Origin of the sequence: Chromobacterium haemolyticum, assembly GCF_002081825.1 — a bacterium.
In the GTDB taxonomy this organism is placed as follows: Bacteria; Pseudomonadota; Gammaproteobacteria; order Burkholderiales; family Chromobacteriaceae; genus Chromobacterium; species Chromobacterium fluminis.
Genome location: NZ_MUKU01000039.1, coordinates 22,852 through 49,027, shown reverse-complemented (window position 1 = coordinate 49,027; position 26,176 = coordinate 22,852). Strand labels below are relative to the sequence as shown.

Here is a 26,176-nt window from a genome sequence, read left to right as displayed (position 1 = left end):
AGTTTATGTCTGGTGGCCATAGCGAGGTGGTCCCACGCCTTCCCATCCCGAACAGGACCGTGAAACGCCTTAGCGCCGATGATAGTGTGGCATTCGCCATGTGAAAGTAGGACACCGCCAGACGCCCCATTGCGAAGCCCAGCTCACACGAGCTGGGCTTTATGCATTTGCGCCGCCGTTCGGCCGGTACGATTCCTGTTCTTCATCTCTTTGGCTTTCTCCTTGATTATTAAGCCATTGTTCTTTTTCTTTCTGTATTTTCACTTATTTTTACTGAAAATTCGTCTAATTACTCAGCAAAACCTATTGGTAATGAATAGAATTCCAGCATCAAGATCGGGAATCGAGGCGGGAATTTTGAGAAATTTCAGGCGGGACGGCGTGCATTTATTTGTATTGGCCTGGGCCCTCTGCGCGTTGTTGGTGACGGTGCTGTGGGGGATGGGCGAGCTGCAGCGTTTGAGGGACGAGTTTGAGTCAGTGGCGCAGCGAGCGCACGCAATGGTGGCGCGCAAGCTGGATCAGAATGAGTCTGTGCTGTCCTCTGTCGACGCGTTGATGGCGGCTAGCCGGCCATTTGAGGCGTCCGAGTTGTCTACTTTTGCGCGCGAATTATTGCCTCACTATCCGCAGCTTCATTCCTTTATTTTTTTTCAAAGCGTGCCTTTGGCGGAGCGGTCGCTCTTTTTGCGTCAGATGAGCGGCAAATTCGGTGAAACTTTTTACATTCGCGATTTTGATGTGGCGGGAAGCCGTGCGTGGCGACCGGCCGTCGTGCGTTCGCAGTCATTAGTGATTTCCATGCTGGAGCCCGATCGGCCCGAGGCCGGCCCGATGTTTGGCTACGATATTTTGGGCGATGCCTATTTCCGACCGGCATTGAGCAGGGCCTTGGAGACAGGGCAGCGGGTGGCCAGCGGGGCTTTCGAATTGCACGAGGGGGGAGGGCGGGCTTATTTCTTATTCCAGCCCTTATTCGAGGATAGGGAGAAGACGCCGGGCAAATTGGTGGGCGTGGTGGGCTTGGTTGTATTTTGCGATCGCCTGTTGCAGGCGCAGGCTTTGGAGAGTCTGTTGCCGGGGCTGGATTTGACCTTGTACCAGGAGGGCGTCGTTGCGCCTGGGGCGCCGTTGTTTCAGCGTCCGCATACTTCATCCGAGCGTGATTGGTGGCCGGTGTTGCGTCGGCTGGAGGCTCGACTTCCGCTTTCAAGCGTGGCGCAGCCTTTTGTGCTGGGCGTGGCGAGGGATGTCAGGGTAACGGATTTGGCTCTGTTGCCGTGGTTGTGGCAGCAGTCGTTGTTGTTGGCATTTTTCGTGTTCGCCGGTTTGGTTCACTTGCAACGCATGGCTTTACGGCATGAGCGTCAGCAATCGGACGAGGCGATCTTCCTGCAAAGCGAACGGGCATCCGTTACGCTGAGCGCGATTCACGATGGGGTGATCATTCTGCGCCAGGACCATGCGATCGAACTGGCGAATCCGATGGCTTTGGAACTGATGGGGATGGCGGCGGACGAGGTGGTTGGCCGGGTTTGTCACGAGGTGTTCCATTTGCAGGCCGAATTGGCGGCGGAGTTGGCGGAGGATCCTATTCGGGAGTGTTTCCGGACGGCCCAGCCGGTGGTGTTGGCGGAGCGGATGCAGCTGACGTCGGCGAGAGGGCAGATTCGTTCGGTTGAAGGGGGAGTGTCGCCGCTGTTCTCTCGGGAGGGCGGCTTGATCGGTGTTGTGTGCGCCTTGCGTGATCTGGGACCCTTGCGGCAGCGAACGGTGGCGGCGTTGGAGGCCAGTGAGAGCAAGGTCAAAGAGCATCTGGAGAAACTATCCCATGTGGCTCGGCTGCATACGATGGGTGAAATGGCGTCTGGCATCGCGCACGAGTTGAACCAGCCGTTAACGGCGATCGCGAACTATTGCCAGGCTAGCATCCAGTTGCTGGAGGGGGTGGAGGAGGCGCCCGCCCAGGTGAACGCCGCGTTGCGGCTAGCAGTCGCGCAAGCGGAACGAGCCGGGGAGATCATCAAGCGCCTGCGCGCCCTGGTCAGCAAGCGAGCGATTGAGACGCGGCTGATCGACTTGAATCAGGTGGTAGGTAATTGCATGTTCCTGGCCGAGTACGATCTGAAGGAGCGAGGCATTGAGGTCGTACAGTTGTTGTCGGGTTATCCGGTCGCCGTGTTGGCAGACAGCATTCAGTTGGAGCAGGTGGTGCTGAACCTGCTATCGAACGCGATGGACGCGCTGCGGGACGAGCCGATGATGAAGCGCCATGTGATCGTGCATACCCGGCGGGAAGGCAAGAAGGCGATTCTTGAGGTACGCGATACCGGGCGTGGCATCACGCCAAATTCGTTGGAGGTGCTGTTCCATCCGTTCTTTTCGACCAAACCAAACGGCATGGGGCTTGGTCTGTCGATCTGCCAGACGATTGTGGAGCAGTATGGGGGCTTGATCTCGGCGGAGAATATTCCTGCCAGCGGCGCTTGCTTCCGGATCGAGTTGCCGCTGTCGCGGCAGGGGGAGCCGGAGCGTGCCTCGGTGCCATCGCCGGACGGCTGCGGGGCGGGCGTCTGAGCGTTCTAGTTCTTGGGGGCCGGGGCAGCGGTCTGTGTGTGTGTGCGGTGCGAGCGCTCCTCGCGTGGGGTGATGCCGAAATGATTGCGGTAGGTGCTGGAGAAATGAGGGCCGCTGGAGAAGCCGCAGGCAAGGCCGATCTGTACGATGGATTTACTGGTTTGCTGCAGCAGTTGGCGCGCTCGACTCAAACGTAGTTCCAGATAGTATTTGGATGGCACCGTGCTCAGGTATTGCTTGAACAGGCGCTCCAGTTGGCGGCGGGAGACGCCAACATAGTAAGCAATGTCGTCGGTGCTTAGCGGCTCTTCTATATTTGCCTCCATCAGGCTGACTGCCTCGGTCAGCTTTGGTTGGCTGCCGCCGATGCGAGTGGCCAGTGGAATGCGTTGGCGCTCATTGCCGGGGCGAATGCGTTCCATGCTGAACAGTTCCGACAGCTGAGCGATAAACTCGTGGCCGTGCTGATTGCCAACCAGGGTCAGCATGAAATCGAAGGTGGCCGCTCCGCCCGCGCAACTGAGGCGTTTGCCATCGATCTCAAACAGATTGGACGAGGTGATGACATCCGGAAACTCTTCCGTGAAACGGCTGATCTCCCGCCAGTGCGTGGTGGCGCGCAGGCCGTTGAAGTGGCCAGTGCGGGCCAGCCAGTAGCTGCCGCAGCCAATGCCGCCCAATTGGATTTTTTCCGGACCGCAGGCGTTAAGCCCTTTGCTTAAAACGTCCAGGCTGAAGTCGGGATTGATGTCGTCCGCCAGGATCAGCAGGCAGTCCAGCTTGGGGGCGCCGTCCAGCGGCAGGTCCACCGCTAGCCGCGTGCCGTTGGAGAGCGGCACGGCTTGTCCATCCAGGGAGAGCAGCAGGGTTTCGTAGAGCTTTTTCTCCGCCAGCCAATTCGCGTGCAGTAGAACCTCGGAGGCGATGGCGTAATCAGCCATCGAGGCATGGGGCAAGAGCAGGAAGCCGTAGCGCAGTGGCTTGGCGGGGTGGGACGGATGCTGACCCATTGGTTTTCGCGGCGAAGGATGGAGATTACAAAAACACACCATGCCGGGCATGAGGCCGGCATGGTGTGCGACATCTCCCTATTGTACGATTTATTTCAAGCTGCCGGAGAGGAATTGTACCAATCGTTCGCTCTGCGGGCGGACCAGCACTTCCTTGGGGTGGCCTTGCTCCTCTATCTTGCCTTGGTGCAGGAAAATGACGTGGTTGGATACTTCGCGGGCGAAGCCCATTTCGTGGGTGACGACCACCATGGTGCGGCCTTCGCCGGCCAGGTCCTTCATTACCCGCAGCACTTCGCCGACTAATTCCGGGTCCAGCGCCGAGGTGGGTTCGTCGAACAGCATCACTTCCGGCTCCATCGCCAGCGCGCGGGCGATGGCGACGCGCTGCTGCTGACCGCCGGACATATGGGCCGGATACTTGTCTTCGACGCCGCGCAAGCCCACCTTGTCCAAATATTTGCGGGCGCGGGCGCAGGCTTCGTCACGGCTGAGCCCCAGCACATGCATGGGCGCTTCGACGATGTTTTCCAGCACAGTCATGTGCGCCCATAGATTGAAGTGCTGGAACACCATGGCCAACTTGGTGCGAATGCGCGCCAATTGCTGGGCATCGGCGGCCTTGAGAGCGCCGGTTTTTCGGTCGGAGACCAGCTTTAGTTCTTCGCCGGCGGCGAGGATGCGGCCGCTGTTCGGCTGTTCCAGCATATTGATGCAACGCAGAAAGGTACTTTTGCCTGAGCCGGAGGAGCCGATGATGCTGATGACATCGCCGGCGTGAGCGGTTAGCGATACGCCTTTTAGCACCTCGTGAGAGCCGTAGCTCTTATGCAGGTCGCTGACTTGCAGCTTCAGATTCTTATCGGTGGGTGTGTGCATGATGATGTTCCTGTGTCGCTATCCGCATTAGTGCTTGCGTGGCGCCAGATAGGCCAGCCAGCGTTTTTCCGCCTGTTTCATCAACCAGACCAGCAGGAAGGTGAGCGCAAGGTAAATGGCGCCTGCGGTGAGGAAGGGCTCGAAGGCCATGTAACTATCCGCGTAGATGCGGCGGGCTACGCCGGTGATGTCCGCCAGCGTGACCAAGCCGGCGATCGCGGTGCTTTGCAGCATCATGATGACTTCGTTGCTGTAGGCGGGCAGCGCGCGGCGCAGCGCCGAGGGCAGCACGATGCGGCGCATCATCAGCCATTTGCTCATGCCCATGGCTTGAGCTGCTTCGATCTCGCCCCAGTGGGTGTTTCGGATCTGGCCGGCGATGATTTCCGTGGTGTAGGCCGCCGTGTTCAGGGTGAAGGCGAGGATGGCGCAGAAATAGGCTTCCTGCAGGTAGTTCCAGGCCCAGCTGTCGCGAACCCAGCCGAATTGGGCCAGACCGTAGTAGATGATGAACAGCTGCACCAAGAGCGGCGTGCCGCGGAAGACGTAGCCGTAGACGCGGACCGCGCCGGAGGCCAGCCGGTTTTTGGAGACCTGCATCAGCGCCATTGGCACCGCCATCGCCATGCCCAAGGCCAAGGAAATGAATAGTAGTTCCAGCGTCATCAGCAGGCCGTCGCGGGTGCTCATGACGGCGTTGCCGTCGCCGCCGCCGAAAAAGGCGGGCAGTTTATCCAGAATCAGTTGGAAATCGATCACAGTCCGCTCTCCTTGACGCCCAGCGAATAGCGTTTTTCCAGTCTGCCCAGCAATAGATTGGAAACGCCGGTGATCGCCAGGAACAAAAGGCCCACGATCAGATAGACGGTGAAGGGTTCCTGGGTAGTGGATTTGGCGGCGTCGGCGCGGTACATCACGTCGTTCAGGCCGATGACCGAAACCAGGGCGGTGGATTTGACCAGCACCAGCCAGTTATTGGAGAAGCTGGGCAGGGCGAAGCGGACCATCTGCGGCACGGTGATGCGGAAGAAGACGCGCAGCGGGGTCATGCCGTAGGCCATGCCGGCCTCCATTTGTCCTTTGGGCACCGCCATCATCGCGCCGCGAAAGGTTTCCGTCATATAGGCGCCGAAGATGAAGCCCAGAGTCAGCACGCCGGCGACGAAGGGGTCGATATTAGGACTTGCCCAGCCCATGCGGTCGCAGAGGTCATTGATCATCATCTGGACGCCGAAGAACAGCAGGAACATCCAGACAAGATCGGGCACGCCCCGGACCACGGTGGAATAGAGTTCCGCCAGCCAGACCAGTGGTTTGGAATGGGCGGACTTGAACAACGCGCCAATCAGGCCCAGCACGATGGATACGAGCAGTGCTGAGCCGGCCAGCTGCAATGTGAGCACTGCTCCTTGCAATATGCTGGGAAGGTAACCTTGCAAAAACATGGTGTTACTGCCTCATTCATCAGCCTTGCGCGCAAGGCCGGTCCTTGCTCGGCCTATCGGAGGCGGCCGAACAAAAAAGTCCCGGCTTGCGCGTGGAGCGGGCGGCAGTAAGCCGCCCGGCGCCATGGGGCGCTCGACCGGGACGGTGCGATAGTTGAGGGGATTAGCCGCCGTAGACGTCGAAGCTGAAGTACTTGTCTTGGACTTTCTTGTAGCTGCCGTCCTTGCGTACTTGGTCTATCGCCTTGTTCAGGCGATCGGCCAGCGCTTTGTTGCCTTTTTTGACGGCGATGCCCGCGCCCAGGCCGAAGTATTTGACGTCGGCGTAGTTCGGGCCGACAAAGGCGTAGCCCTTGCCGTTGGCGGTCTTCAGGAACTCTTGGTCGCCAACGGCGCCGTCGACGAAGACGGCGTCAACGCGGCCGGACTTCAGGTCCAGGAAAGATTCGGGCGATTTGGCGTACGGTACGACGGTGGCGCCCGATTTACCCCAGTAGTCCTTGGCGAACTTCTCCTGGGTGGACGCGCGCAGCACGCCGATCTTCTTGCCCTTGAAGCTGTTCTGGTCAACGGCGGTGCCGGATTTGGCCACGATGCGGCTGGCGATGTTGTAGTACTTGCGGCTGAAGTCGACGGCTTTCTTGCGCTCCTCGGTGATCTGCATCGAGGACAGGATGGCGTCGAATTTGTTGGCGTTGAGGGCGGGAATCAGGCCGTCCCAGTCTTGCGGAACGATTTGACAGCTGACTTTCATGGCGGCGCAAAGGGCATTGGCCATATCGATGTCGAAACCTTGCGGCTTGCCATCGGCGCCTTGTTTGGAGAACGGCGGGTAGTTGAGGTCAACCCCAAAACGCAGTGTCTCTGCTTGGACGGAAAAACCGGACAGCAGGGCTGCCGCTGCGGAGGCGATCAGGACTTTTTTCATGGCGTGGTTTTCTACTTCTCTATCGGGTGTTCGCGTCGTTTGGTCGGACGCAAACCCAAGCTTGTAAACCCGGCGCTTGGAACGAGGCTGCTCACGGTGTCTCGCCCAAGCCGGAACCATTGTAGTTATTTCTACTTTTGCCAGTAGTTGGCCGCAGCTTGCAACGGTTATCCGCCGTGCGCAAGATGGGGCCATTGTCTGGCAATCGGTGTGAGCAAGTGTTCGTATTTTAACCGATATTCTTGCTTGATGTGAAATTCCTAAAAAATCAATGAGTTATATTTCGTTTTTGGACTTGTGTACAATGTGGGCCTGGGAGAGAAACTTGTAAGCCGCCGTCGCATTGCTATAAGGCTAAAAGTGGCGTCCGCCACGATTTATTCTTGCGGCATTAGGAGGGGACGAGCGGGCTTTCCCATGAAAATGTACGTCCACGTCGCATTAAGGAAATCCCGGCATGATGGGGGTATCTACAATGCCTCGACACACTCCGTGCACACAACAAGAGAAGCAACATGTCGCTTACCAATAAGACCGAACTCGCGAGCCTGATCGCCGATATTCAGGCCGTAGCAGAGACCAAGCTTTCCGAAAAGGAGAAACACCAGCTCGAGCCTTTCTTCCCGATTTACTTTGAGGAAGCCGAGCACGCCGACCTTAGACAGTTTTCGTCGCTGGACTTGTTCGGTGCCGCGTCGGCGCATTACGCGTTCGGCGCCAAGCGTCTGGGCGGTCAGAACAAGGCGCGCATTTACAACCCCGATTTCGAGCGCGACGGTTGGCAAAGCACCCATACCGTGATTGAAGTGGTCAACGACGATATGCCGTTCCTGATCGACTCCATCACCATGCTGCTGTCGCGCCATAGCCTGAACCTGCACCTGCTGGTGCACCCGGTGCTGTCGGTGGGCCGAGACAAGAACGGCGTGATCCAAGAGGTCAAACGCACCGAGGACCGCAGCCTCCCGCTGGAATCCTTCATCCATGTGCAGATTGATCGCGTGACCGACGCGGCCATCCTCAAACAGCTGGAATCCGAGCTGAATCGCGTGCTTTCGGATATTCGCCTGGTGGTAAGCGACGAACCGACGATGCGCGAAGTGTTGGCCGACATCAGCAAAGACCTGTCCCTGGTCAAAGGTAAGCGCGCGGCGGAAGCCAAGGAAGCGGTGGACTTCCTGGCCTGGATGTCCAAGCGCAACTTCCTGTTCATGGGATATTGCGATTACGATCTGGTGCGCCGCAACGGCAAAGACAGCCTGAAGATCGTTAAAACTTCCGGCCTGGGCATTTTGAAAGACCAGGGCGACAAAGAATATTCCGCCAGCTTTGAACAGCTGCCGCAGGAACTGCGCGAGCTGGCCCATCTGCCGCAACTGATCATTCTGAACAAGTCTCAGACCCGCTCCATCATCCACCGCCCGGCTTATATCGATTTTGTCGGCATCAAGCGTTTCAACGACAAGGGCGAAGTGATCGGCGAGCGCCGTTTCCTGGGCTTGTACACCGCCAGCGCCTACCAGGACTCGCCCAAGGACGTGCCCATCCTGCGCCAGAAAGTGGCGACCGTGGTCAGCAACTGCGACTATGTGGACGACAGCTACAAGTCCAAAACCTTGAGCTTTGTGCTGGAGGCTTATCCGCGCGATGAGCTGTTCGAAATTCCGGCCGAGGTGCTGGGGCCGATCTCCGAGGGCATCGTCAGCCTGCAGGAGCGTCCGCGCGTGCGCCTGTTCGTGCGCAAGGATCGCTACCATCGCTATGTCAGCTGCCTGGTGTACGTGCCGCGCGACAGCTTCAACACTGAAGTGCGCCTGAAGATCGAAAAAGTGTTGATGAACGCTTTCAACGGCACCAGCGCCGAGTTCAGCGTACAGATCAGCGACGGCTCGTTGGCCCGCGTCCATTACATCATCCGCACCAACGCCGCCAAGTTGCCGGAATTCCACGAAGCCGACATCGAGGCCGAAATCGCCCGTCTGGTGCGCGGCTGGGTGGAGGAACTGCATCAACTGCTGGTGGAAACCCACGGAGAGGAACTGGGCAACGCCTTGTTCAACCGCTACAAGGGCGCTTTCCCGGTGGCTTATCGCGAAGAGTTCGCGGTGCGCAACGCGGTGCTGGATATCCAGCATATCGAATCGGTCAACGCCGATTCCCCGTTGGCGATGAAGCTGTACCGGCCCTTCCATCGCGGCGCTTCGGCGTTCAATCTGAAACTGTTCCGCGAAGGCGAGGCGCTGGGCCTGTCGGCCAGTCTGCCGATTTTGGAGAATATGGGCGTTAAGGTCCGCGACGAGCACCCGTACTGCGTGCAGCGCGCCGACGGCCGTCAGGTGTGGATCAGCGATTTCGGCCTGGATGTGGGTTCTGCGGAAGAGCAGATCGCCAGTGAAGAAGTGCAGCTGGATTTCCAGGAACTACTGACCCAGGTATTCGCCAAACGTTGCGAGAACGACGGCTTCAACCGCCTGGCGCTGGTGGCCGGATTGGACTGGCGTGAAATTTCGCTGGTGAGGGCCTTGGCCAAGTACCTGCGCCAGGGCGGTCTGACCTTCAGCCAGGCTTACATCGAGCAGTGCGTGGCCAATTATCCGGCCATCACCCGAGTGCTGGTCGAGCTGTTCTCCGTGCGTCTGGATCCGACGCATGCCGACGACGCGCGCGCCGACGCCTTGCTGGCCAAGCTGCGCGAGCAGCTGGACGGCGTGGCCAATCTGGACGAAGACCGCATCCTGAACGGTTTCCTGTCGGTGATCCTAGCCACCCGCCGCACCAACTTCTGGCAGAAGGGCGCAGACGGCGAGTTCAAGTCTTATATCTCGTTCAAGCTGGAGTCCAATCGGATTCCCTTCCTGCCGCAACCGCGCCCGATGTTCGAAATCTGGGTGTACAGCCCGCGCGTGGAGGGCGTGCATCTACGCGGCTCCAAAGTGGCGCGCGGCGGTTTGCGCTGGTCCGATCGCATGGAAGACTTCCGCACCGAAGTGCTGGGCCTGGTGAAGGCGCAGATGGTGAAGAACTCGGTGATCGTGCCCATGGGCTCCAAGGGCGGTTTCGTCGGCAAGCAACTGCCGGCGCCTAGCGACCGCGAGGCCTTCCTGGCCGAAGGCGTTGCCTGCTACAAGATCTTCATCTCCGCGCTGCTGGACGTCACCGACAATCTGGTGAACGGCCAGATCGTGCCCCCGGCGGACGTGCGTCGTCTGGATCCGGACGATCCGTACCTAGTGGTGGCGGCCGACAAGGGCACGGCCACGTTCTCCGACATCGCCAACGGCATTTCCGCCGATTATGGTTTCTGGTTGGGCGACGCCTTCGCTTCCGGCGGTTCCGCGGGCTACGACCACAAGGGCATGGGCATTACCGCTCGCGGCGCCTGGGAATCGGTCAAGCGTCATTTCCGCCACCTGGGCGTCAACACCCAGGAGCAGGACTTTAGCGTGATCGGCATCGGCGACATGGCCGGCGACGTGTTCGGCAACGGCATGCTGCTGTCCGAGCACATCTGCCTGAAAGCGGCGTTCAACCACCTGCATATCTTCCTGGACCCGACGCCCGATGCGGCCAAGAGCTACGCCGAGCGCGCGCGCTTGTTCAAATTGCCGCGTTCCAGCTGGACCGATTACAACCGTGAGCTGATCTCCAAGGGCGGGGGCATCTTCGAGCGCTCCGCCAAGTCCATCCCCTTGTCGCCGGAAGTGAAGGCCTGGCTGGAAACGGACAAGGACAGCATGGCGCCGAACGAGCTGATCCACGAGATCCTCAAGGCCAAGATCGACCTGCTGTACAACGGCGGCATCGGCACCTATGTCAAGGCGTCCAGTCAAAGCCACGCCGACGCGCGCGATCGCGCCAATGATCCGGTGCGCGTGGACGGCCGCGATTTGCAAGCCCGGGTGGTGGCCGAAGGCGGCAACCTGACGTGCACTCAGCTGGGACGCGTCGAATTCGCGCTGAATGGCGGCCGCATCGCCACCGACGCCATCGACAACTCCGCCGGCGTGGATTGCTCCGACCACGAGGTCAACATCAAGATTCTGCTGGGCGGCGTAATGCAGGCCGGCGATATGACCTTGAAGCAGCGCAACCAACTGCTGGCGGAAATGACCGATGAGGTGGCGCAGCTGGTGTTGCGCAACAATGTCCTGCAGACTCAGATTCTGGCGATCAAGCGTCAGGAGGCCGCCGCGATGCTGACCACCCATGCGCGCATGATCGCGCACATGGAAAAAACCGGCGAGCTGAACCGCGAGATCGAGTACCTGCCGTCTGAAACCCAGATCAATGAGCGCCGTTTGGCCCGCCAGGGTCTGACTGTGCCGGAAATCGCGGTGCTGTTGTCATACAGCAAGATTTCGCTGGATCAGGCGATCTTGGCCACCGATGTGCCGGACGACGCGGACTTCCTGTCCATCCTGACCCATTACTTCCCGAAACCGCTGCAGCAGCGTTTTGGCGCGCAGATGCAACAGCATCAGCTGAAGCGCGAGATCATCGCCAACCAGTTGGCCAACCAGATCATCAACCGCATGGGCACCACTTTCGTGTTCCGCATGCAGGAAGAGTCTCCGTTCTCCGCCGGCGACATCGCCCGCGCCTGGTGGATCGCCAGCCGCGTGTTCGACGCCGAGCGCCTGTGGAGCGAGATCGAAGCTTTGGACAACAAGGTGCCGGCGGATCATCAGGTGGAAATGATGGTGCTGGTCCGCACGCTGGTGGAACGCGTGACGCGCTGGGTGCTGCGCAACAAGCGTCCGTTCACCTCGGTGAACGCCGTGATCGAGCAGTACGCGGCCAAGGTGCAGGCCCTGTTGGCGCAGTTGCCCCAGTTGATCGCTTCCGGCGGCTACCCGGCGGTGGCGGCGCTGGAAGAGCGTCTAAGCCAGCCGGGCATGCCGCAGCCGCTGGCGCAAGTATTGGCGCGACTGGAGTTTGCCGTGCCGCTGATGGACATCATCGAAATCAGCGAAGGCAGCAAACTGCCGCTGGAGCTTTTGGCCAAGAACTACTACCAGTTGGGCCACGCGATGCAGTTGGATTGGCTGCGCGATGCGATCACCAGCCTGCCGCGCGACAACCGCTGGCAGTCGCTGGCGCGCTCCGCGTTGCGCGACGATCTGTACCGCGTGCATCGCAATCTGGTGGGGCAGGCGTTGCAGGACGCCGCCGGCGTGGAGGCCTTTGCGCAACAGTGGATGGAGAAGCGCCACCAGCAGGTGGAGGTTTGCGCGCAGATGTTCGCGGAACTGCAGTCGTTCAGCGTGCTGGATTTGGCCATGTTGTCGGCCGGCATGCGCGAGCTGAGCAACCATCTGCTGTCGTAAGCGACCTGCGGATCGCGTCAATTGAAAACCGGCTCCTTGGAGCCGGTTTTTTTACGCCAGGAAGATAGGGGTTGGAAGCGGAGCCGCTTGGTTTAGAACAGGTCGATTTCGCCGAAACGTTGCGCACTGTCGAGCTGGCCGCCTGCGACCAGTTCTTCGTAACCGCACACCAGATTGCGGCCATGGGTCTTGGCGTAATACAAGGCGCGGTCCGCCTGCTCCACCAGTTGTCCCGGCAACAGCTGCGGCAGGATTCGGGTGAAGCCCAGGCTGACGGTCAGGCGGCCCACCTGGGGGAAGGAGTATTGCTCGACGCGCTGGCGGAAGCGTTCCAGCGCCACCGCCGCTTCGGCCGGAGGCAGTCCTTGAAAGATGACAGCGAACTCCTCGCCGCCGTAGCGGAACAGGCTGTCGTCTTCGCGAAACGACTGCTGCATCAGCTGCGCCAGCAAGAGCAGCACCTCGTCGCCCACCATGTGGCCGAACTGGTCGTTGACCCTCTTGAAATGGTCTACGTCCAGCAGCGCCAAGGTGCAGGCGTGGTTTTCGCTTGGAGATTGCAACTGCGTGGCCATCAGGTTGAACAGGCGCAAATCGAATTTGCGGCGATTGTTCAGCGCGGTGAGCATGTCCCGGTCCGCCTCGAACAGCAGGCGCAGGAAGTTCTCGTGAATCCTGGCCATGGCCTTCAGCATGGCCTTGTTGACTTTCTGTTCGGAGGTCACGTGAATGACTAGCAGGGATACGATGCTGCCCATGCAGCGCAAGGGCAGGCACAGGCCGTGGGGAATACGGAAAATGCCGTCGTCCCTGTCCAGCGCGTTAAGCAGGTCGTAGAGGAAGATCGGCGGAGGCAGCCAGCTGTCGCTGGAGGTTTCCGTAATCTGTGTTTTGCCGTCGATGGAGGCGGCGCTCAGTCTTCGGCGGGTGTAGGGGACGCCGTTGACCCAACGACAGGCGAACAACTCCACCTTGTCCACGCGCATCACCTCGACCAGAGTGGAGGCCAGGCTGCTTTCCAGCATGTCCTGTTCGCGTTGGGAGGTCAGCTCGACGAGATTGTCGAGAATCCGCTTGCTGTCGTCCTCTTGGGGGCTTTGCTTCATGCCGGCGCATCCTTCTTTGCGAGGGTTGGGGACAGCGTGGCGTACCCGGCAAGCTCCGGGCCCGACGGGAGCCGCGTGTGCGGCCACCGCGGCCGCGCGGGATCGCTCCCGTTCAGTGTGAGTATAGGCAATCGCGAGGCGGCCGGCCTCAGTTGCGTCCGGTGCTGCCGAAGCCGCCGTCGCCGCGCTCCGAGCTTTCGAAGTCGTCGACGATATTGAAACCTACCTGAACGATGGGCACGATGATCATCTGCGCGATGCGCTCCAGAGGAGTCAGCCGGAACGGCTCATGGCCGCGGTTCCATACCGACACGAACAATTGTCCCTGGTAATCGGAATCGATCAGGCCCACCAGATTGCCCAACACGATGCCGTGCTTGTGGCCAAGGCCGGAGCGCGGCAGCAGCATGGCGGCCAGGTTGGGGTTGGCGATATGGATGGCCATGCCAGTGGGGATCAACTGGGTTTCGCCCGGGGCGATGGTGATGTCCTGCTCGATGGCTGCGCGCAAGTCGAGTCCGGCGGAACCCGGGGTCGCGTAGTTGGGCAGGTTTTGTTTCAGACGCGGGTCCAAAATCTTGACGTCGATGATGGGTTTTTTCATGAGAGTCCTTTCGTGTCGGCTGCGCGAGGCAGCCGCGGTGTCGATTGCTTATCGGTTTTGCGGCAACAGCTTGGCCAGATGTTGGACAATGGCCTTGGCCACGTCCGGCTTGGGCATGCTGGGCAGGGGGTGGGAGCCGTCGCGGTCCAGCAGCACCACCTGATTGTCGTCGGCGCCCATGGCCTGCTGCGCCAGGTTGGCTACCAGTAGCGGCAATTTCTTGCGCTGGCGCTTGGCTTCGGCGAACTCCAGCAGGTTTTGGCTTTCCGCCGCGAAACCAACACAGAACGGGGCGGCGGGAAGGGAGGCGACAGCGGCGAGAATGTCCGGATTTTCCTCCAGTTCCAGATTAGGCGGCGTGGCGCCTTTCTTGATCTTGTGGGCGGACGGGGTCTTGACCCGGTAATCGGCCACTGCTGCGACGGAAATGAAAATATCGCTTTGGCCCACTTCGGTCATGACCGCATCGTGCATTTGCCGGGCGCTGGCCGCGTCCACGCGACGCATGCCCAGCGGGGCCTCCATGCCGGTGGGGCCGGAGATCAGGGTGACTTCGGCGCCGGCGTCGCGGCAGGCGCGCGCCAGCGCGTAGCCCATCTTGCCTGAGCTGATGTTGGTGATGCCGCGCACCGTGTCTATGGCCTCGTAGCTGGGGCCGGCGGTGAGCAGCACCTTCTTCCCGGCCAGCACCTTGGCGCAGAAAAACCCTTCCAGCAATTCCGCGATCTCCTCCGGTTCCAGCATGCGGCCTTCGCCGGTTTCGCCGCAGGCCTGGGCGCCATTGGCCGGCCCGAAAACGGCGACGCCGTCGGCGCGCAGCTGCGCCATATTGCGCTGATTGGGCGGATTGTCCCACATTTGCCGGTTCATCGCCGGCGCCACGATCAGCGGACAGGCGCGGGCGGCGGCCAGCGTGGAGAGCAGGTCGTCGCAGGCGCCGTGGGCCAGCTTGAACAGGGTATTGGCGGTGGCCGGCGCAATCAGGAAAACATCAGCGCGGCGCGATAGATCGATATGAGCCATCGCGTTGCTGGGGCGCTCGTCCCAGAGGTCGGTGTACACCGCGTGGCCGGACAAGGCCTGGAATGTGGCCGGGGTCACGAAGCGCGTGGCCGACTCCGTCATCACCACTTCCACGCTGTGGCCGGCTTTGACGAGAAGGCGGGTCAACTCCGCCGCTTTGTAGGCGGCGACGCCGCCGGTAATGCCTAGCAGAATTTTCTTGCTTGTCATGGGCTTGTCGCAACAGGCGGTAAATGTCCAATTTTAGCGGATTTCCACGGACTGGGCGCGCTGGCCGGCATGCGGCTTCGATGATATGGTAGGTCATGCTTCATCGCGTTTGGTCTGACCCTGAAAACAGTGCTATAGCCAGAGGAGGAGCGTGCAGATGTCTATCGCCCAGTGGCCGGAGGCCGAGCGTCCCCGTGAAAAGCTGTTGGCCCAGGGAGCCGCCGCGTTGTCGGACTCCGAATTGCTCGCCATTTTTCTGCGCACCGGCATGCGAGGGCTGAGCGCGGTGGAGATGGCCAGACAGTTGATGCTGGACTTTGGCTCGCTGTCCGGTTTGCTCAACGCCAGTTTTGACGAGTTTCGGGCGCGTCGAGGTCTGGGCGCCGCCAAGTACGCGCAGTTGATGGCTTGCAAGGAGTTGGCGCAGCGGGCTTTGGCGGAGGATATGAGCCTGACGGACGCCTTGTGCAATCCGCGGCAGGTGCGCGACTTCTTGAGACTGGCGATTGCGGGCAAGGATGTGGAAGTGTTCGTCGCCGTATTCTTGACTGTGCAGAATCGCGTGATAGCGGTAGAAGAGTTGTTTCGAGGCACCCTGACCGAAACCCGGGTCTATCCCCGCGAACTGGTGCGGCGGGCCCTGGCCAATAACGCGGCGGGGGTGATCATTGCCCATAACCATCCATCCGGCGTATGCGAACCATCCGCCGCCGATCATTCTCTAACCAATACATTAAAAGCTGCGCTGCAGTTGGTCGATATAAGGTTGCTGGATCACTTCGTCGTGACCGGCGCGCGGGCGGAATCCTTTGCCGAGCGCGGCTGGCTGTAGGCGTTGAGACGTTGTGGGGAGCGCTCGCGACGCCTGGAACCAGTACGCGATTGCTGTCTTGTTGGACCTTGTCTCTCACCGCATCATTAGGAGGTCGCCATGAACATCCTGCGTCTGCTGAATGAGTCCGACTATATTCAGGTTAACAATCAGTTCGTGAAGCCGGATTTCCATACGGCTTCCGAAGAGTTTTCCGATGACGATGATGTGGTGCTGGAAGCCAATCTGGATGGCCAGGAGCTTGTGTTGACCGTGGCGGATCTAGAAGAGGCAACGCCGTTGGCCGATGGCGGGTTTTGGTTGGAAGGCGTTGGTTATTTACGTTTTCTGTCGCAGCAGAATCTGCATTGAGTTCATCCGAAGCGTCATGTTCACAGGCCCGGCGATGTCCGGGCCTGTTGCATTGTGGGGCTTCCCCGCGGCTCCGCTTGATTTGGCTCAAATAGCGACCAGGGTTAAAGCTGTTACAGTGCAGTGTTTATTTGATAGTCATATTTGGGTGGCCGCATGGAGCAGATCAAAGTAGGCATGATAGGCGCGGGTGAAACCGGAACGCCGCTGTTGCGGCAGCTGTTGGACGCGCCGTTTGTCGGAATGGTGGGCGTGGCGGACTTGAACCTGGATTCGCCAGGCATTCTGCTGGCCCAGCAGCGTGGTATTTCCGTCACGGATAATTTCATCGAGTTGGCCGAGCAGGGCAGCAGTATCGACATCATCATCGACGTGACCGGCTCGCGCAAAGTGCGGGAGGACTTGCGCCGTTACATGCAGTTTTCCGGCAATACTCATACGGTGATCGTCCACGAGCGCGTCGCCTTGCTGATGCTGTCCTTGGGAGCGGGCAAGCTGGTGGCGACCCGGCATGACGATTCGCTGGCGTATTGATTGAGAAATCCAGGATTTGACTGGCGGGCAGCTGGTTGAATTTTGAGGACGCTGGGGGGCTTTCGCCCCCCTTTTTTATTCTTGACGATTCCTCTCCTCGGCTTGATCGGGCTGCTCTTTCATGCTTAGGTGCTATATTTTGATGGCGGCGTTGGCGCCGCGCCTATTCTGAAGTCCCGGACAAAGCATCCAGGGGCGGCTGTAGTTTCCATTTGATGGGGGGTATTCATGCAGACGTCTTTCATGGCGGGGCGCGCCTTGTTGCTTGGCCTCAGCCTGTTCTCCGGCCCTGCCTTGGCCACCTTGGGGCAGCCCTTGCCGGCGGGGCGCGCGGTTGTCGCTCCGCAAGCTCTGGCCTTGAAGGCTGCGTCGTCGGCGCTCTATTCCGTGGCGCAGAGCCGGGACGAGGCCGGCCGCCTTATTCGCGAGTTCGCCCGGCAGGCGGACGGCGTGGTGTTCGCGGTGGCGTGGCAGGGTGCGTCGCTGCCGGATATGAGGCAGCTGCTTGGCGACTACTTTTCCAGCTATGTTTCCTCTCAACAGTCCAATCAGGTGGGGCTTAATCGCTTGGAGGGACGCAAGCCGGGGCTGACGGTGATCTCCGCCGGGCGCGCTCGCGCTTTTTTCGGTCTGGCCTATGTGCCCGCGCTGGTGCCGGCGGGGCTCGACATCGATCAACTCAAATAATTCGGGCGGGGACGAGATGAAACAGGCTATCTTGTGGCTGGGGCTGACGTGCGCGCTGCTATTGACGGCGTGCGGAGGAGGCGGAGGAGGCGGTGTCGGTAGCGTTGTGCCGCCGGATAACGGCGGGTCGACGGCCAATTCGGTGACGATGACGATAGATGGAGGCCCGGTAGCCAATGTCTATCAGATCAATATGCCCTATGTCTCGGTGACGGTGTGCGCGCCGGGCGGCAGCCAATGCCAGACGATCAGCCGGGTGCTGGTGGATACCGGCTCCAGCGGTTTGCGTTTGTTGGCCAGCGCAGTGGGTGGATCGACGTTGGGCAGTCTGCCCGGAGTGACGACGAATAGCCGGCAATTGGCGGAGTGCATGCAATTCGCCAGCGGCTTCACCTGGGGCAGCGTCCGCTACGCCGACGTTAAAATGGCGGGCAAGACGGCCTCTTCCTTGCCCGTCCAGATCATCAGCGATCCGGCCTACAGTTTTATCCCGGCCGCCTGCAGCGGGGTGGGGAACAATTTGGGCAGCCTGTCGGCTTTGAAAGCCAACGGTATTCTGGGCGTCGGCCTGAGGCAGCAGGATTGCGGGAGCAACTGCGTCAACTTTAGCAATAACGGTTATTACTACGCCTGCCCGACCGCCCTGACCTGTCAGCAGGCCCAGGCGGCTGCGTCCTTGCAGGTGTCCCATCCTCTGGTGGGTTTCGCCGGCGACAATAACGGCGTGATGCTGCAATTGCCCGCAGTGGCGATCAGCGGCGCGCCCAGCGCCGCCGGGACGTTGTATTTCGGCGTGGGCACGCAGAGCAACAACGCTTTGGGTTCGGCCAAGGCCTTCCCCACCACGCTGGACGGCAATGGCGTGGACGCGATCACGACCAGCTATAAATCGCTCAGCTATAGCAGCTTTCTGGATAGCGGTTCCAATGGGCTGTTTTTCCCCGATGCCACGATCGCCACCTGCGTGGTGGGCAGCAGCACTTGGTTCTGCCCCGGCGGCACAGTCAACCTCAACGCCAGCTTGAGCGGCGGCGGCAACAGCAGCGCGGTGGCCTTCAATCTGGGCAATGCCGGGACACTGTTGTCGCAAGGTTATTCCGCTCTTCCGGCGGTGGGCGCGCCGGCCAGCGGCTTTCTTAGCAGCTACTTTGACTGGGGCTTGCCCTTCTTTTATGGCCGCAACGTGTATATCGGCCTGGAAGGAAAGAGCAATCCGCTAGGCAGCGGGCCGATGTTCCTGTTTTGAGAAGGCTTTGCGGGATTCTTGCAACGCAATATAAAGCGTCCTATATCTGGATAGTCATCTCGATGACTTCTCCTTTGTTGACATTAGCAATCTGTACGCCCGGCGAGCGCCGGGCTTTTTTTTATCCGCGTCGGATAGCTATTGGTATCTCCGGCTAGAATAGCCGCTTCGTGTTTTCTCGAGTGTGCCCATGTCCCGTTTGCTCGCAGTCGATCTGGCAAAATCCTATCGTTTATTGAACCATGGTCCTACGGTGTTGGTGTCCAGCGCGGCGGGGGAGCGCAGCAATGTGATGGCGGCGGCCTGGGCGATGCCGCTGGATTTCGATCCGCCCAAGGTGGCGGTCGTCATCGACAAGGCGACCCACACCCGGGAGCTGATTGAGGCGTCTGGCGAGTTTGTGCTCAACGTGCCTTGCCGCGCTCAGGCTGCGGAGGTGCTGCGCGCCGGCGGCGCTGACGGCAGGCAAGTGGACAAGTTTACGCACAGCGGCCTGAGCCGGCTTCCGTCGCAGCGGGTGGGCGCGCCGCGAGTGGACGGCTGTATCGCCTATCTGGAGTGCAAGGTGATCAGCGAGCCGCTGAATCAGCAGCGCTATGATCTGTTTATCGGGGAAGTGGTGGCGGCGGAGGCGGACGCGGAGGTGTTCGCCGATGGCCATTGGCGTTTCGACGACGACGCCAAGCGCAGCTTGCACTATATTGCCGGCGGCGCTTTTTTCGCGACAGGGGAGGCTTTCGAGGTGAAAAAATAAGGTTCCGACGATAAAAAAAGCGGCCGTGACGGCCGCTTGGTCTTATGCGCGCCTTGCGCTCAGCGCCATTCCACCAGCGCGTAATTCTTCTTGCCGCGCTTGAGCAGGGTGTAGCGGCCAAACAGGCGTTCCGCGTCGCTGAAGCGCTGCTCCAGGCTGTCGGCTTTGTCGCCGTTGACGCTGACCGCGCCGCTCTGGATGAAGGTGCGTGCCTCGCTCTTGGATTTGGCCAGGCCGCCGGCGGCCAGCGCGTCGATCAGGCTGTCGGCGTCGCGTTCAAGCTGGATGCTGGGCAGGCCGTCCTGAGCCAGTTGAGCGAAATCGTCGGCGGTGAGGCTGCTCAGGTCATTGTTGAACAGGCTTTGAGTGATGCGCTGCGCCGCTTCCAGCGCTGCGGCGCCGTGCACCATGGCCGTCATCTGTTCGCCCAGGATGCGCTGCGCTTCCGGCTTGCCGTCGCGCGCCTGGTCGGCGGCTTCGATCGCGGCGATTTCTTCCAGCGACAGGAAGGTGAAGTAGCGCAGGAATTTGTACACGTCGGCGTCGGCGGTGCCCAGCCAGAACTGATAGAAGGCGTACGGCGATGTCTTTTTGGCGTCCAGCCAGATGGCGCCGGATTCGGTCTTGCCGAACTTGGTGCCGTCGGATTTCGTCACCAGCGGCACAGTCAGGCCGAATACCTGCTGCTGTTGCAGGCGGCGGGTGAGGTCGATGCCGGCGGTGATATTGCCCCATTGGTCGGAGCCGCCGATCTGCAGCTTGCAGCCGAAGCGGCGGTTCAACTCGGCGAAGTCATAGCCTTGCAGCAGGCTGTACGAGAACTCGGTGAAGGAGATGCCCTGGTCTTCGCGGTTGATGCGTTGCTGCACCGATTCTTTCTTGATCATTGCGTTGACCGAGAAATGTTTGCCGATGTCGCGCAGGAAATCCAGCGTGTTCATTTGGCCGAACCAGTCGTAGTTATTGGCCATCAAGGCGGCGTTGTCGCCTTCGAAACTGAGGAAGGGCTCGACTTGGCCGCGGATCTTCTCCACCCAGCCCTGGATCACGTCCGGCGTGTTCAGTTTGCGCTCGGCGGCTTTGAAGCTGGGGTCGCCTATCATGCCGGTTGCGCCGCCCACCAGCGCTACCGGGCGATGGCCGGCCTGCTGGAAGCGACGCAGCATGAGCACCGGCACCAGATGGCCCAAGTGCAAGCTGTCGGCGGTAGGGTCGAAGCCGCAATAAAGGGTTACCTGCTCCTTGCTCAGAAGTTCTTCCAGCGCAACGGCGTCCGTGGTTTGCGCAATCAGGCCGCGGGCCTGCAGATCCTGAATCAGGGGGGCATGGTTCATTTATCGGGTCTCCAACAAGGTGATGCGCGGCAATGGCGGGATGAGGGCGCCGCCGCAAAAAGTTAGGCCGCCCGTTGGCGGGCGGCGTAGCCGGACTCGCCAAGCGAGCCCAATCAAGGATATTAACCGAAAACCAGTGGTTTTTGCCCCCTTTTTGTCGGTAGAATTGGGTAAAACCCCATTTGGGTTAGGGTTTGTCAGTCCTGCACGGTAATATCATGTTGCAATGCACTAACTCAGGTAATGCTTGGGCGGGCGGATTTTGGATACACGGAGTGAAAGCGCGATGACGCAATTGGTAAAAGTGTGGGATGTTCCCACTCGCTTGTTTCACTGGGCGCTGGTGATTCTGTTCTGCGGCATGTGGTATAGCGGCGAGCAGGGCGGAGATTGGCTGCAATACCATATCTGGTGCGGTTCCGCCCTCGCCAGTCTGCTGCTGTTTCGTTTGATATGGGGCGTGATAGGGAGCCAGACCGCGCGTTTCGGCAATTTCATCAAGGGGCCGCGCAGCATTGTCCGCTATTTGCGCGGCGAGCTGACCGAGAACGAGCAGCCGGGCCACAACCCTTTGGGCGGCCTGATGGTGTTGGCGATGTTGTTGGCCTTGCTGGCCCAGGTGGGCACCGGACTGTTCGCCGCCGATGTCGACAGCTATTTGTACGACGGCCCGTTGGCCAAGCTGCTGAGCGGCGATGCGGCCGAAGCCGCCACCTCGTTCCACAAGGGCTTCTTCAATGTGATCCTGGGGCTGGTCGGCCTGCACTTGCTGGCCATCATCGCTTACCGTTTGTTCAAGAAGAACAATCTGGTGAAGGCGATGATCACCGGCAACAAAGCCATCGCCGGCGATGTGCCGCGTCTGGAGTTCGCGCCGGCCATCATCGCGCTGGTGGCCTTGCTGGTGTCCAGCGGCGGCATTTATGTGCTGTTGACGCGTTTGTGAGCGCAAGTCGCGGAGCGCTGTCCGCGTCACGTAGGCAGGCAAGAAAAAGGGCGGTCAACACCGCCCTTTTTTCATGGTCGCGATTTATTTTTCCGGGCCGCGGAAGGCGTCGTGACAGGACTTGCAGCTTTGCGCCACCGCGCCGTAGTTTTTCTTGATGGCGGCGAGGTCGCCGCCTCGGGCGGCCTGTCTCAGGTCGGCCACGGCTTTGAGGAAGGCGTCCTTGTCGGCCTGGAACTTGGCGGGCTGGCTCCAGATTTCCGGCTTGGCTCGGCTTTTGCCGCTGATGCTGTTGGCGGGGAAGTGATTGAAGGGCTCGGCCGCGATCAGACTCAAGGCGTCCGCCTGACGGATGAAGGCGTCTTTCTGGTACGGATCACGCCCACGCACCACCGTGCCCATGGGTTCGAAGGCCAGCAATACTTTCTTGAAGGATTTGGTGCGTGTTTCGGCCGGCGTGTCGGCCAGTGCCAGCGGCGCCGCGATGGCGCCCAACAGCAATACGGTCAGCAGTTTTTTCATTCCGGGGTCTTCGAGGTGGTGTCTGACTGCGGATAGGCAAGCAAACAGCCCGCTGGCGAGCGGGCTGCGGGGGCCGACGCGAAGGACTTAGTCCTTGCGGAATGCGTCGTGACAGGCTTTACAGGTCTTCTGGGTGGCGCCGAACTGTACCTTGATTGCGCCCAGATCGCCGCCGGCGGCTACTTGCTTCAGTTTGGCGGTGGCGGCTTTGTGGTTGTCGATGGCTTTTTGCCATTCGGCGGGCTTGCTCCAGATTTCCGGCTTGGCGTCGGTCTTGCCGGTCCCGCTGCCGGCCGGGAAATGCTGCCACGGTTTTTGGGACAGAGCTTCCAGCTCGCCGGCCAGCTTGGCGAACTCATCCTTGTTATAGGGCGTTTCGCCCTTCACCATCTTGCCCATGCCGCCAACCACCGGCTTGTATTGCTTGAAGACGTCTTTGCGCTGAGCAATCGGATCGGCGGCAAAGGCCTGGCCGGCGAGAGTGGTGGCAAGGGCGAGCATCAACAGCTTTTTCATGTCATTTCCTTATTATGAGCAATGGGTGGTAAGCCATAAGCCTATCATGGGCATTCTGGGGCACAAAGCTATCATGACTGGCGGGCCTGATAAACCGATGAATGATTAATCCTTGTGAATTTGAGATGTTATACAGTAACATTGCATCCTGATTAAACAAGCGGGTGTCCGAAATGGACCATCAAGCCTATCTGGCCGCTGCGGAGCGGCATTGTGAACGGCGCGGCAGCAAGCTGACCGCCTTGCGCCGCCAGGTGCTGGAACTGGTGCTGCGTTACAGCGGGGTGGTCAAGGCTTATCAGGTTCTGGCGGATCTGCAGCAGGAGCGCGGCGCCGCCGCGCCGCCCACCGTGTATCGCGCGCTGGATTTCCTGGTGGAACACGGCCTGCTGCACAAGGTGGACGCCTTGAACGGCTTCATCGTCTGCGATCACTTCGAATGTCAGCATGAAGGGCTGATCCTGGTTTGCGGCGACTGCGGCCAGGTACAGGAGATCGATGCCGCGCCGGCCTTGAGCGCGTTGCGTCTGGCCGCGCAGGCGGTGGCTTTTTCTCTGTGCCCGCAAAACCTAGTGTTGACGGGGCGTTGCCAGTCCTGCAGCGCCTGAATCCACGAATTCCCTGATACATGAAAAAAACCATAGTCAACTTGTTCACCGGTTTTCTCGGGGTGGGCAAGACCACGGCGTTGCGCCATTTGATTGAGCATCGTCCCGCGCATGAGAAGTGGGCGATCATCGTCAACGAGTTCGGCGAAGTCGGCATAGACGGCGCGGCCCTGAGTCAGGACGACCTGGCGGTGGCGGAAATCGCCGGCGGCTGCCTGTGCTGCGTGGCCGGTCCGCAGATGACCGCCACGGTGGCGACCCTGTTGCGCCGCGAACGGCCGGATCGTCTGCTGATTGAGGCCAGCGGCCTGGCGCACGCGGCCGGCGTCATCGACGAATTGCGCGACAAGCCCTTGGGCGAGGCGCTGGAGGTAGGCGCGGTGCTCACTCTAGTGGACCCCCGCCAGTTCATTCAGCCGGATTATCATCGCCAGCCGCTGTACCGCGACCAGATTTCCATCGCCGACGTGCTGGTGGCCAACAAGATAGACACGGCCGACGTGCCGACGATGGAAACTTTCCGTCAACAGGCGGGGGCTTTGTTTCCGCCCAAGTCGCTGGTGGTCGAAGTGCGCAACGGCGAACTGGATCCGGCCTGGCTGGACGCCGCCGTCGCGCCCAAGCCGCGTTACCGGCCGGCGGTGCCGGACGACGCCGCTGCTCAATGGCGCTCTATGGGCTGGACTTTCGAGCCGGAGCAGGCTTTCGACGGGGAGAAGCTGACCCGCTTCTTTGATGAGCTACCGGCCTTGGTGCCGGGCCTGGTGCGCGCCAAGGGCGTGTTCAAGGTGCTGGACAGCTGGGTGTGGTTGAACTGGGCGGCGGGGCAGTGGGGAGCGGCCCAGGTGTCCTGGCGGCGCGACAGCCGCTTTGAACTGATTGCCGAGGATTTCGACGCCGCCGTGGTCGAGGATAAGTTGCGGAGGTGCTTCGAATGACGCCCAAACATCAGCATGACCATGCGCATCGGCATCTGACGCCGGCCAACTTCAAGGCGCCGTTCAGTCTTCTGGCGATGTCGGCCTGGCAACGGCTGGGGCTGGCCAGCGCCGCGCTGGCAGTCTTGTGGGTCCTGGTGATCTGGGCTTTGAGGGAGGCGGCATGAGCGTCAGTCTGCGGAACCTGACCGTCTCTTATCAGCGCCATCCGGCGGTGCACCATGTCAGCGGCAGTTTCGTCGCTGGGGACGCTACCGCGATTTTCGGTCCCAACGGCGCCGGCAAGAGCACCTTGCTCAAGGCCATGATAGGCGCTTTGAAGCCGGACTCCGGCTCGGTGCAGCTGGGCGGCTTCCGGCGCCGGGACATCGCCTATCTGCCTCAGCAGTCCGAGATCGACCGCTCCTTGCCGGTCAGCGTGCTGGACCTGGTGTGCACCGGCTTGTGGCACGACACCGGCGTGTTCGGTGGCGTTAGCCGTCGCGGCCGCGATCAGGCCTTGCTGGCCTTGGAGCAGGTGGGCCTGGCCGACTTCGCGCTGCGGCCGATCTCGGCGCTGTCCAGCGGCCAGTTTCAGCGCGTGTTGTTCGCCCGCATCCTGGTGCAGGACGCCCGCCTGATCTTGCTGGACGAACCGTTTAACGCGGTGGACGCCAAGACCACCTACGATCTGCTGGAGCTGGTGCGCCATTGGCGGGAAGAGGGCCGTACCGTGGTGGCGGTGCTGCACGATTACGAGCAGGTGCGGGCCTATTTTCCGCACACCTTGTTGCTGGCGCGCGAAGTGGTGGCCTGGGGCGATACCGCCGAGGTGCTGTGCGACGCCAATCTGAAACGCGCGGTGGACACCGCCGCGCATTGGCAATCCCAGGCTGCGGTCTGCGAAGTGGATGGAGCGCAAGCCTGATGTTGCACTTATACGATTTACTGGTGGCGCCGTTCGCCGAGTTCGCCTTCATGCGCCGGGCGCTGATCGGTTGCCTGGCCCTGGCCTTGGGCAGCGGCCCTATCGGCCTGTTTCTGGTGATGCGGCGCATGAGCCTGATGGGCGACGCGATGAGCCACGCCGTGCTGCCCGGCGCCGCGGTGGGCTTCATGATGGCGGGCCTCAGCCTGCCGGCGATGAGCGTGGGCGGTTTCTTCGCCGGCGTGCTGGTGGCGCTGCTGGCCGGTCTGGCCACGCGTTTTACCAGCATCAAGGAAGACGCCAGCTTCGCCGCCTTCTACCTGCTGTCCTTATCCATCGGCGTATTGCTGGTGTCGCGCGGCGGCAGCAATGTGGACTTGATGCACATCTTGTTCGGCTCTGTGCTGGCGGTGGACGACGCGGCCCTGTTCCTGGTGGCCGGCGTTGCATCCTTCACCTTGTTGGCGCTGGCCTTGATCTACCGCCCTCTGCTGCTGGAAAGCCTGGATCCGGTCTATTTGCGCGCCGTGGGCGCGCGTGGTGGCTTGTGGCACATGTTGTTCCTGATGCTGGTGGTGCTGAACCTGGTGGCCGGTTTCCAGGCGCTGGGCACCTTGATGGCGGTGGGCCTGATGATGCTGCCGGCGATCACCGCCCGCTTGTGGACCGAGCGCATCGAAGCCTTGCTTGGCTTGTCGGTGGCCATCGCTTTCCTGGCGGGCTTGGGCGGCCTCTTGCTGTCCTACCATTTCGAACTGCCCTCCGGGCCGGCCATCATTCTGCTGGCGGGCCTGGTCTATCTGCTGTCGTTGCTGTTGGCGCCGGTGGGCGGGGCTTTGCCGCGCTACATCCGCGCCCGGCATCTGGAATCCTGAACCCTTATAAGGAAGTC

The 26,176-nt window shown here is 60.8% G+C and carries 25 protein-coding genes and 1 rRNA gene; 15 read left to right on the top strand and 11 right to left on the bottom strand.

The features are described 5' to 3' along the window. Positions 1–8: 8 nt before the first annotated feature. Positions 9–123 (top strand): 5S ribosomal RNA (rrf, locus tag B0T39_RS20915). Between the two features lie 99 nt (positions 124–222). Continuing rightward, on the top strand, positions 223–2,577 hold the full coding sequence (locus B0T39_RS20910; protein ID WP_141111333.1) for an ATP-binding protein: 2,355 nt from the start codon (positions 223–225) through the stop codon (positions 2,575–2,577). A 5-nt stretch (positions 2,578–2,582) separates the two neighbouring features. Here B0T39_RS20910 and B0T39_RS20905 read toward each other — a convergent pair whose 3' ends face one another. From B0T39_RS20905 to B0T39_RS20885, 5 genes are all read right to left on the bottom strand, one after another. Next, on the bottom strand, positions 2,583–3,587 hold the full coding sequence (locus B0T39_RS20905; protein ID WP_081550076.1) for a GlxA family transcriptional regulator: 1,005 nt from the start codon (positions 3,585–3,587) through the stop codon (positions 2,583–2,585). Positions 3,588–3,677: 90 nt separating this feature from the next. After that, positions 3,678–4,466 (bottom strand): ABC transporter ATP-binding protein, encoded by a 789-nt coding sequence (locus tag B0T39_RS20900; RefSeq protein ID WP_081550074.1) that lies wholly within the window; start codon positions 4,464–4,466, stop codon positions 3,678–3,680. A gap of 27 nt (positions 4,467–4,493) precedes the next feature. Continuing rightward, positions 4,494–5,225 carry an ABC transporter permease gene (locus tag B0T39_RS20895; RefSeq protein WP_081550072.1) on the bottom strand — a complete coding sequence of 244 codons (732 nt, stop codon included), beginning with the start codon at positions 5,223–5,225 and terminating at the stop codon, positions 4,494–4,496. Then, on the bottom strand, positions 5,222–5,911 hold the full coding sequence (locus tag B0T39_RS20890; RefSeq protein WP_081550070.1) for an ABC transporter permease: 690 nt from the start codon (positions 5,909–5,911) through the stop codon (positions 5,222–5,224). Before B0T39_RS20890 ends, B0T39_RS20895 begins: the two co-directional genes overlap by 4 nt. Positions 5,912–6,074: 163 nt before the next feature. Continuing rightward, positions 6,075–6,839, bottom strand: a complete 765-nt coding sequence (locus B0T39_RS20885) for an ABC transporter substrate-binding protein (protein ID WP_081550068.1) — start codon at positions 6,837–6,839, stop codon at positions 6,075–6,077. A 515-nt stretch (positions 6,840–7,354) separates the two neighbouring features. Between B0T39_RS20885 and B0T39_RS20880 the strand changes: the two genes are divergently transcribed. Continuing rightward, positions 7,355–12,166, top strand: coding sequence for an NAD-glutamate dehydrogenase (locus B0T39_RS20880; protein WP_081550066.1), 4,812 nt, complete (start codon positions 7,355–7,357; stop codon positions 12,164–12,166). Positions 12,167–12,258: 92 nt separating this feature from the next. Here B0T39_RS20880 and B0T39_RS20875 read toward each other — a convergent pair whose 3' ends face one another. From B0T39_RS20875 to coaBC, 3 genes are all read right to left on the bottom strand, one after another. After that, entirely contained in the window at positions 12,259–13,272 is a 1,014-nt protein-coding gene (locus B0T39_RS20875) for a GGDEF domain-containing protein (RefSeq protein WP_081550064.1), read from the bottom strand. Positions 13,273–13,420: 148 nt separating this feature from the next. Then, the gene (dut, locus tag B0T39_RS20870; RefSeq protein ID WP_081550062.1) at positions 13,421–13,876 is read right to left on the bottom strand and encodes a dUTP diphosphatase; all 456 of its coding nucleotides are present in this window, start codon (positions 13,874–13,876) and stop codon (positions 13,421–13,423) included. 48 nt (positions 13,877–13,924) lie between these two features. Further along, positions 13,925–15,109: a bifunctional phosphopantothenoylcysteine decarboxylase/phosphopantothenate--cysteine ligase CoaBC gene (gene coaBC / locus B0T39_RS20865; protein WP_081550060.1), complete on the bottom strand. Its 1,185-nt coding sequence runs from the start codon at positions 15,107–15,109 to the stop codon at positions 13,925–13,927. A 157-nt stretch (positions 15,110–15,266) separates the two neighbouring features. On the opposite strand from coaBC, the gene radC reads away from it, so the two are divergent. The 6 genes from radC to B0T39_RS20835 all read left to right on the top strand — a co-directional run bounded on the left by radC (position 15,267) and on the right by B0T39_RS20835 (position 19,513). Next, complete coding sequence (radC, locus tag B0T39_RS20860) at positions 15,267–15,941, top strand: RadC family protein (protein ID WP_081550058.1); 675 nt, start codon at positions 15,267–15,269, stop codon at positions 15,939–15,941. Between the two features lie 99 nt (positions 15,942–16,040). Continuing rightward, the gene (locus B0T39_RS20855) at positions 16,041–16,292 is read left to right on the top strand and encodes a hypothetical protein (RefSeq protein WP_019101157.1); all 252 of its coding nucleotides are present in this window, start codon (positions 16,041–16,043) and stop codon (positions 16,290–16,292) included. A 156-nt stretch (positions 16,293–16,448) separates the two neighbouring features. After that, positions 16,449–16,826 carry an oxidoreductase gene (locus B0T39_RS20850; RefSeq protein ID WP_081550056.1) on the top strand — a complete coding sequence of 126 codons (378 nt, stop codon included), beginning with the start codon at positions 16,449–16,451 and terminating at the stop codon, positions 16,824–16,826. Between the two features lie 228 nt (positions 16,827–17,054). Further along, positions 17,055–17,513, top strand: coding sequence for a DUF2844 domain-containing protein (locus B0T39_RS20845; RefSeq protein WP_081550054.1), 459 nt, complete (start codon positions 17,055–17,057; stop codon positions 17,511–17,513). Continuing rightward, positions 17,464–18,759 carry a DUF3443 domain-containing protein gene (locus B0T39_RS20840; RefSeq protein ID WP_368651291.1) on the top strand — a complete coding sequence of 432 codons (1,296 nt, stop codon included), beginning with the start codon at positions 17,464–17,466 and terminating at the stop codon, positions 18,757–18,759. Before B0T39_RS20845 ends, B0T39_RS20840 begins: the two co-directional genes overlap by 50 nt. A gap of 190 nt (positions 18,760–18,949) precedes the next feature. Continuing rightward, a complete protein-coding gene (locus B0T39_RS20835) occupies positions 18,950–19,513 on the top strand; it encodes a flavin reductase family protein (RefSeq protein ID WP_081550050.1) in 564 nt (187 codons plus the stop codon). 59 nt (positions 19,514–19,572) lie between these two features. Here the strand turns inward: B0T39_RS20835 and tyrS are convergent, their stop codons facing one another. Next, positions 19,573–20,847 carry a tyrosine--tRNA ligase gene (gene tyrS, locus B0T39_RS20830; RefSeq protein WP_019101162.1) on the bottom strand — a complete coding sequence of 425 codons (1,275 nt, stop codon included), beginning with the start codon at positions 20,845–20,847 and terminating at the stop codon, positions 19,573–19,575. Between the two features lie 286 nt (positions 20,848–21,133). Here tyrS and B0T39_RS20825 point away from each other — a divergent pair, with 286 nt between their 5' ends. Continuing rightward, on the top strand, positions 21,134–21,793 hold the full coding sequence (locus tag B0T39_RS20825; protein WP_019101163.1) for a cytochrome b/b6 domain-containing protein: 660 nt from the start codon (positions 21,134–21,136) through the stop codon (positions 21,791–21,793). An 84-nt stretch (positions 21,794–21,877) separates the two neighbouring features. Here B0T39_RS20825 and B0T39_RS20820 read toward each other — a convergent pair whose 3' ends face one another. Together B0T39_RS20820 and B0T39_RS20815 are read right to left on the bottom strand one after the other, a co-directional pair. Further along, positions 21,878–22,315: a c-type cytochrome gene (locus B0T39_RS20820; protein ID WP_019101164.1), complete on the bottom strand. Its 438-nt coding sequence runs from the start codon at positions 22,313–22,315 to the stop codon at positions 21,878–21,880. A gap of 87 nt (positions 22,316–22,402) precedes the next feature. Continuing rightward, positions 22,403–22,831: a c-type cytochrome gene (locus B0T39_RS20815; protein WP_043632984.1), complete on the bottom strand. Its 429-nt coding sequence runs from the start codon at positions 22,829–22,831 to the stop codon at positions 22,403–22,405. Between the two features lie 173 nt (positions 22,832–23,004). Between B0T39_RS20815 and B0T39_RS20810 the strand changes: the two genes are divergently transcribed. From B0T39_RS20810 to B0T39_RS20795, 5 genes are read left to right on the top strand one after another with little or no spacing between them, the layout of a single operon-like run. Continuing rightward, positions 23,005–23,439, top strand: coding sequence for a Fur family transcriptional regulator (locus tag B0T39_RS20810; protein WP_081550048.1), 435 nt, complete (start codon positions 23,005–23,007; stop codon positions 23,437–23,439). A gap of 20 nt (positions 23,440–23,459) precedes the next feature. Then, positions 23,460–24,377 carry a CobW family GTP-binding protein gene (locus B0T39_RS20805; protein WP_081550046.1) on the top strand — a complete coding sequence of 306 codons (918 nt, stop codon included), beginning with the start codon at positions 23,460–23,462 and terminating at the stop codon, positions 24,375–24,377. After that, positions 24,374–24,544 carry a hypothetical protein gene (locus tag B0T39_RS25740; RefSeq protein WP_166452104.1) on the top strand — a complete coding sequence of 57 codons (171 nt, stop codon included), beginning with the start codon at positions 24,374–24,376 and terminating at the stop codon, positions 24,542–24,544. Before B0T39_RS20805 ends, B0T39_RS25740 begins: the two co-directional genes overlap by 4 nt. Further along, positions 24,541–25,284 carry a metal ABC transporter ATP-binding protein gene (locus tag B0T39_RS20800; RefSeq protein WP_081550044.1) on the top strand — a complete coding sequence of 248 codons (744 nt, stop codon included), beginning with the start codon at positions 24,541–24,543 and terminating at the stop codon, positions 25,282–25,284. The genes B0T39_RS25740 and B0T39_RS20800 overlap by 4 nt, the downstream gene beginning before the upstream one ends. Before the next feature lie 2 nt (positions 25,285–25,286). Continuing rightward, the gene (locus B0T39_RS20795; RefSeq protein ID WP_176219620.1) at positions 25,287–26,159 is read left to right on the top strand and encodes a metal ABC transporter permease; all 873 of its coding nucleotides are present in this window, start codon (positions 25,287–25,289) and stop codon (positions 26,157–26,159) included. The last annotated feature ends 17 nt before the right edge of the window (positions 26,160–26,176 follow it).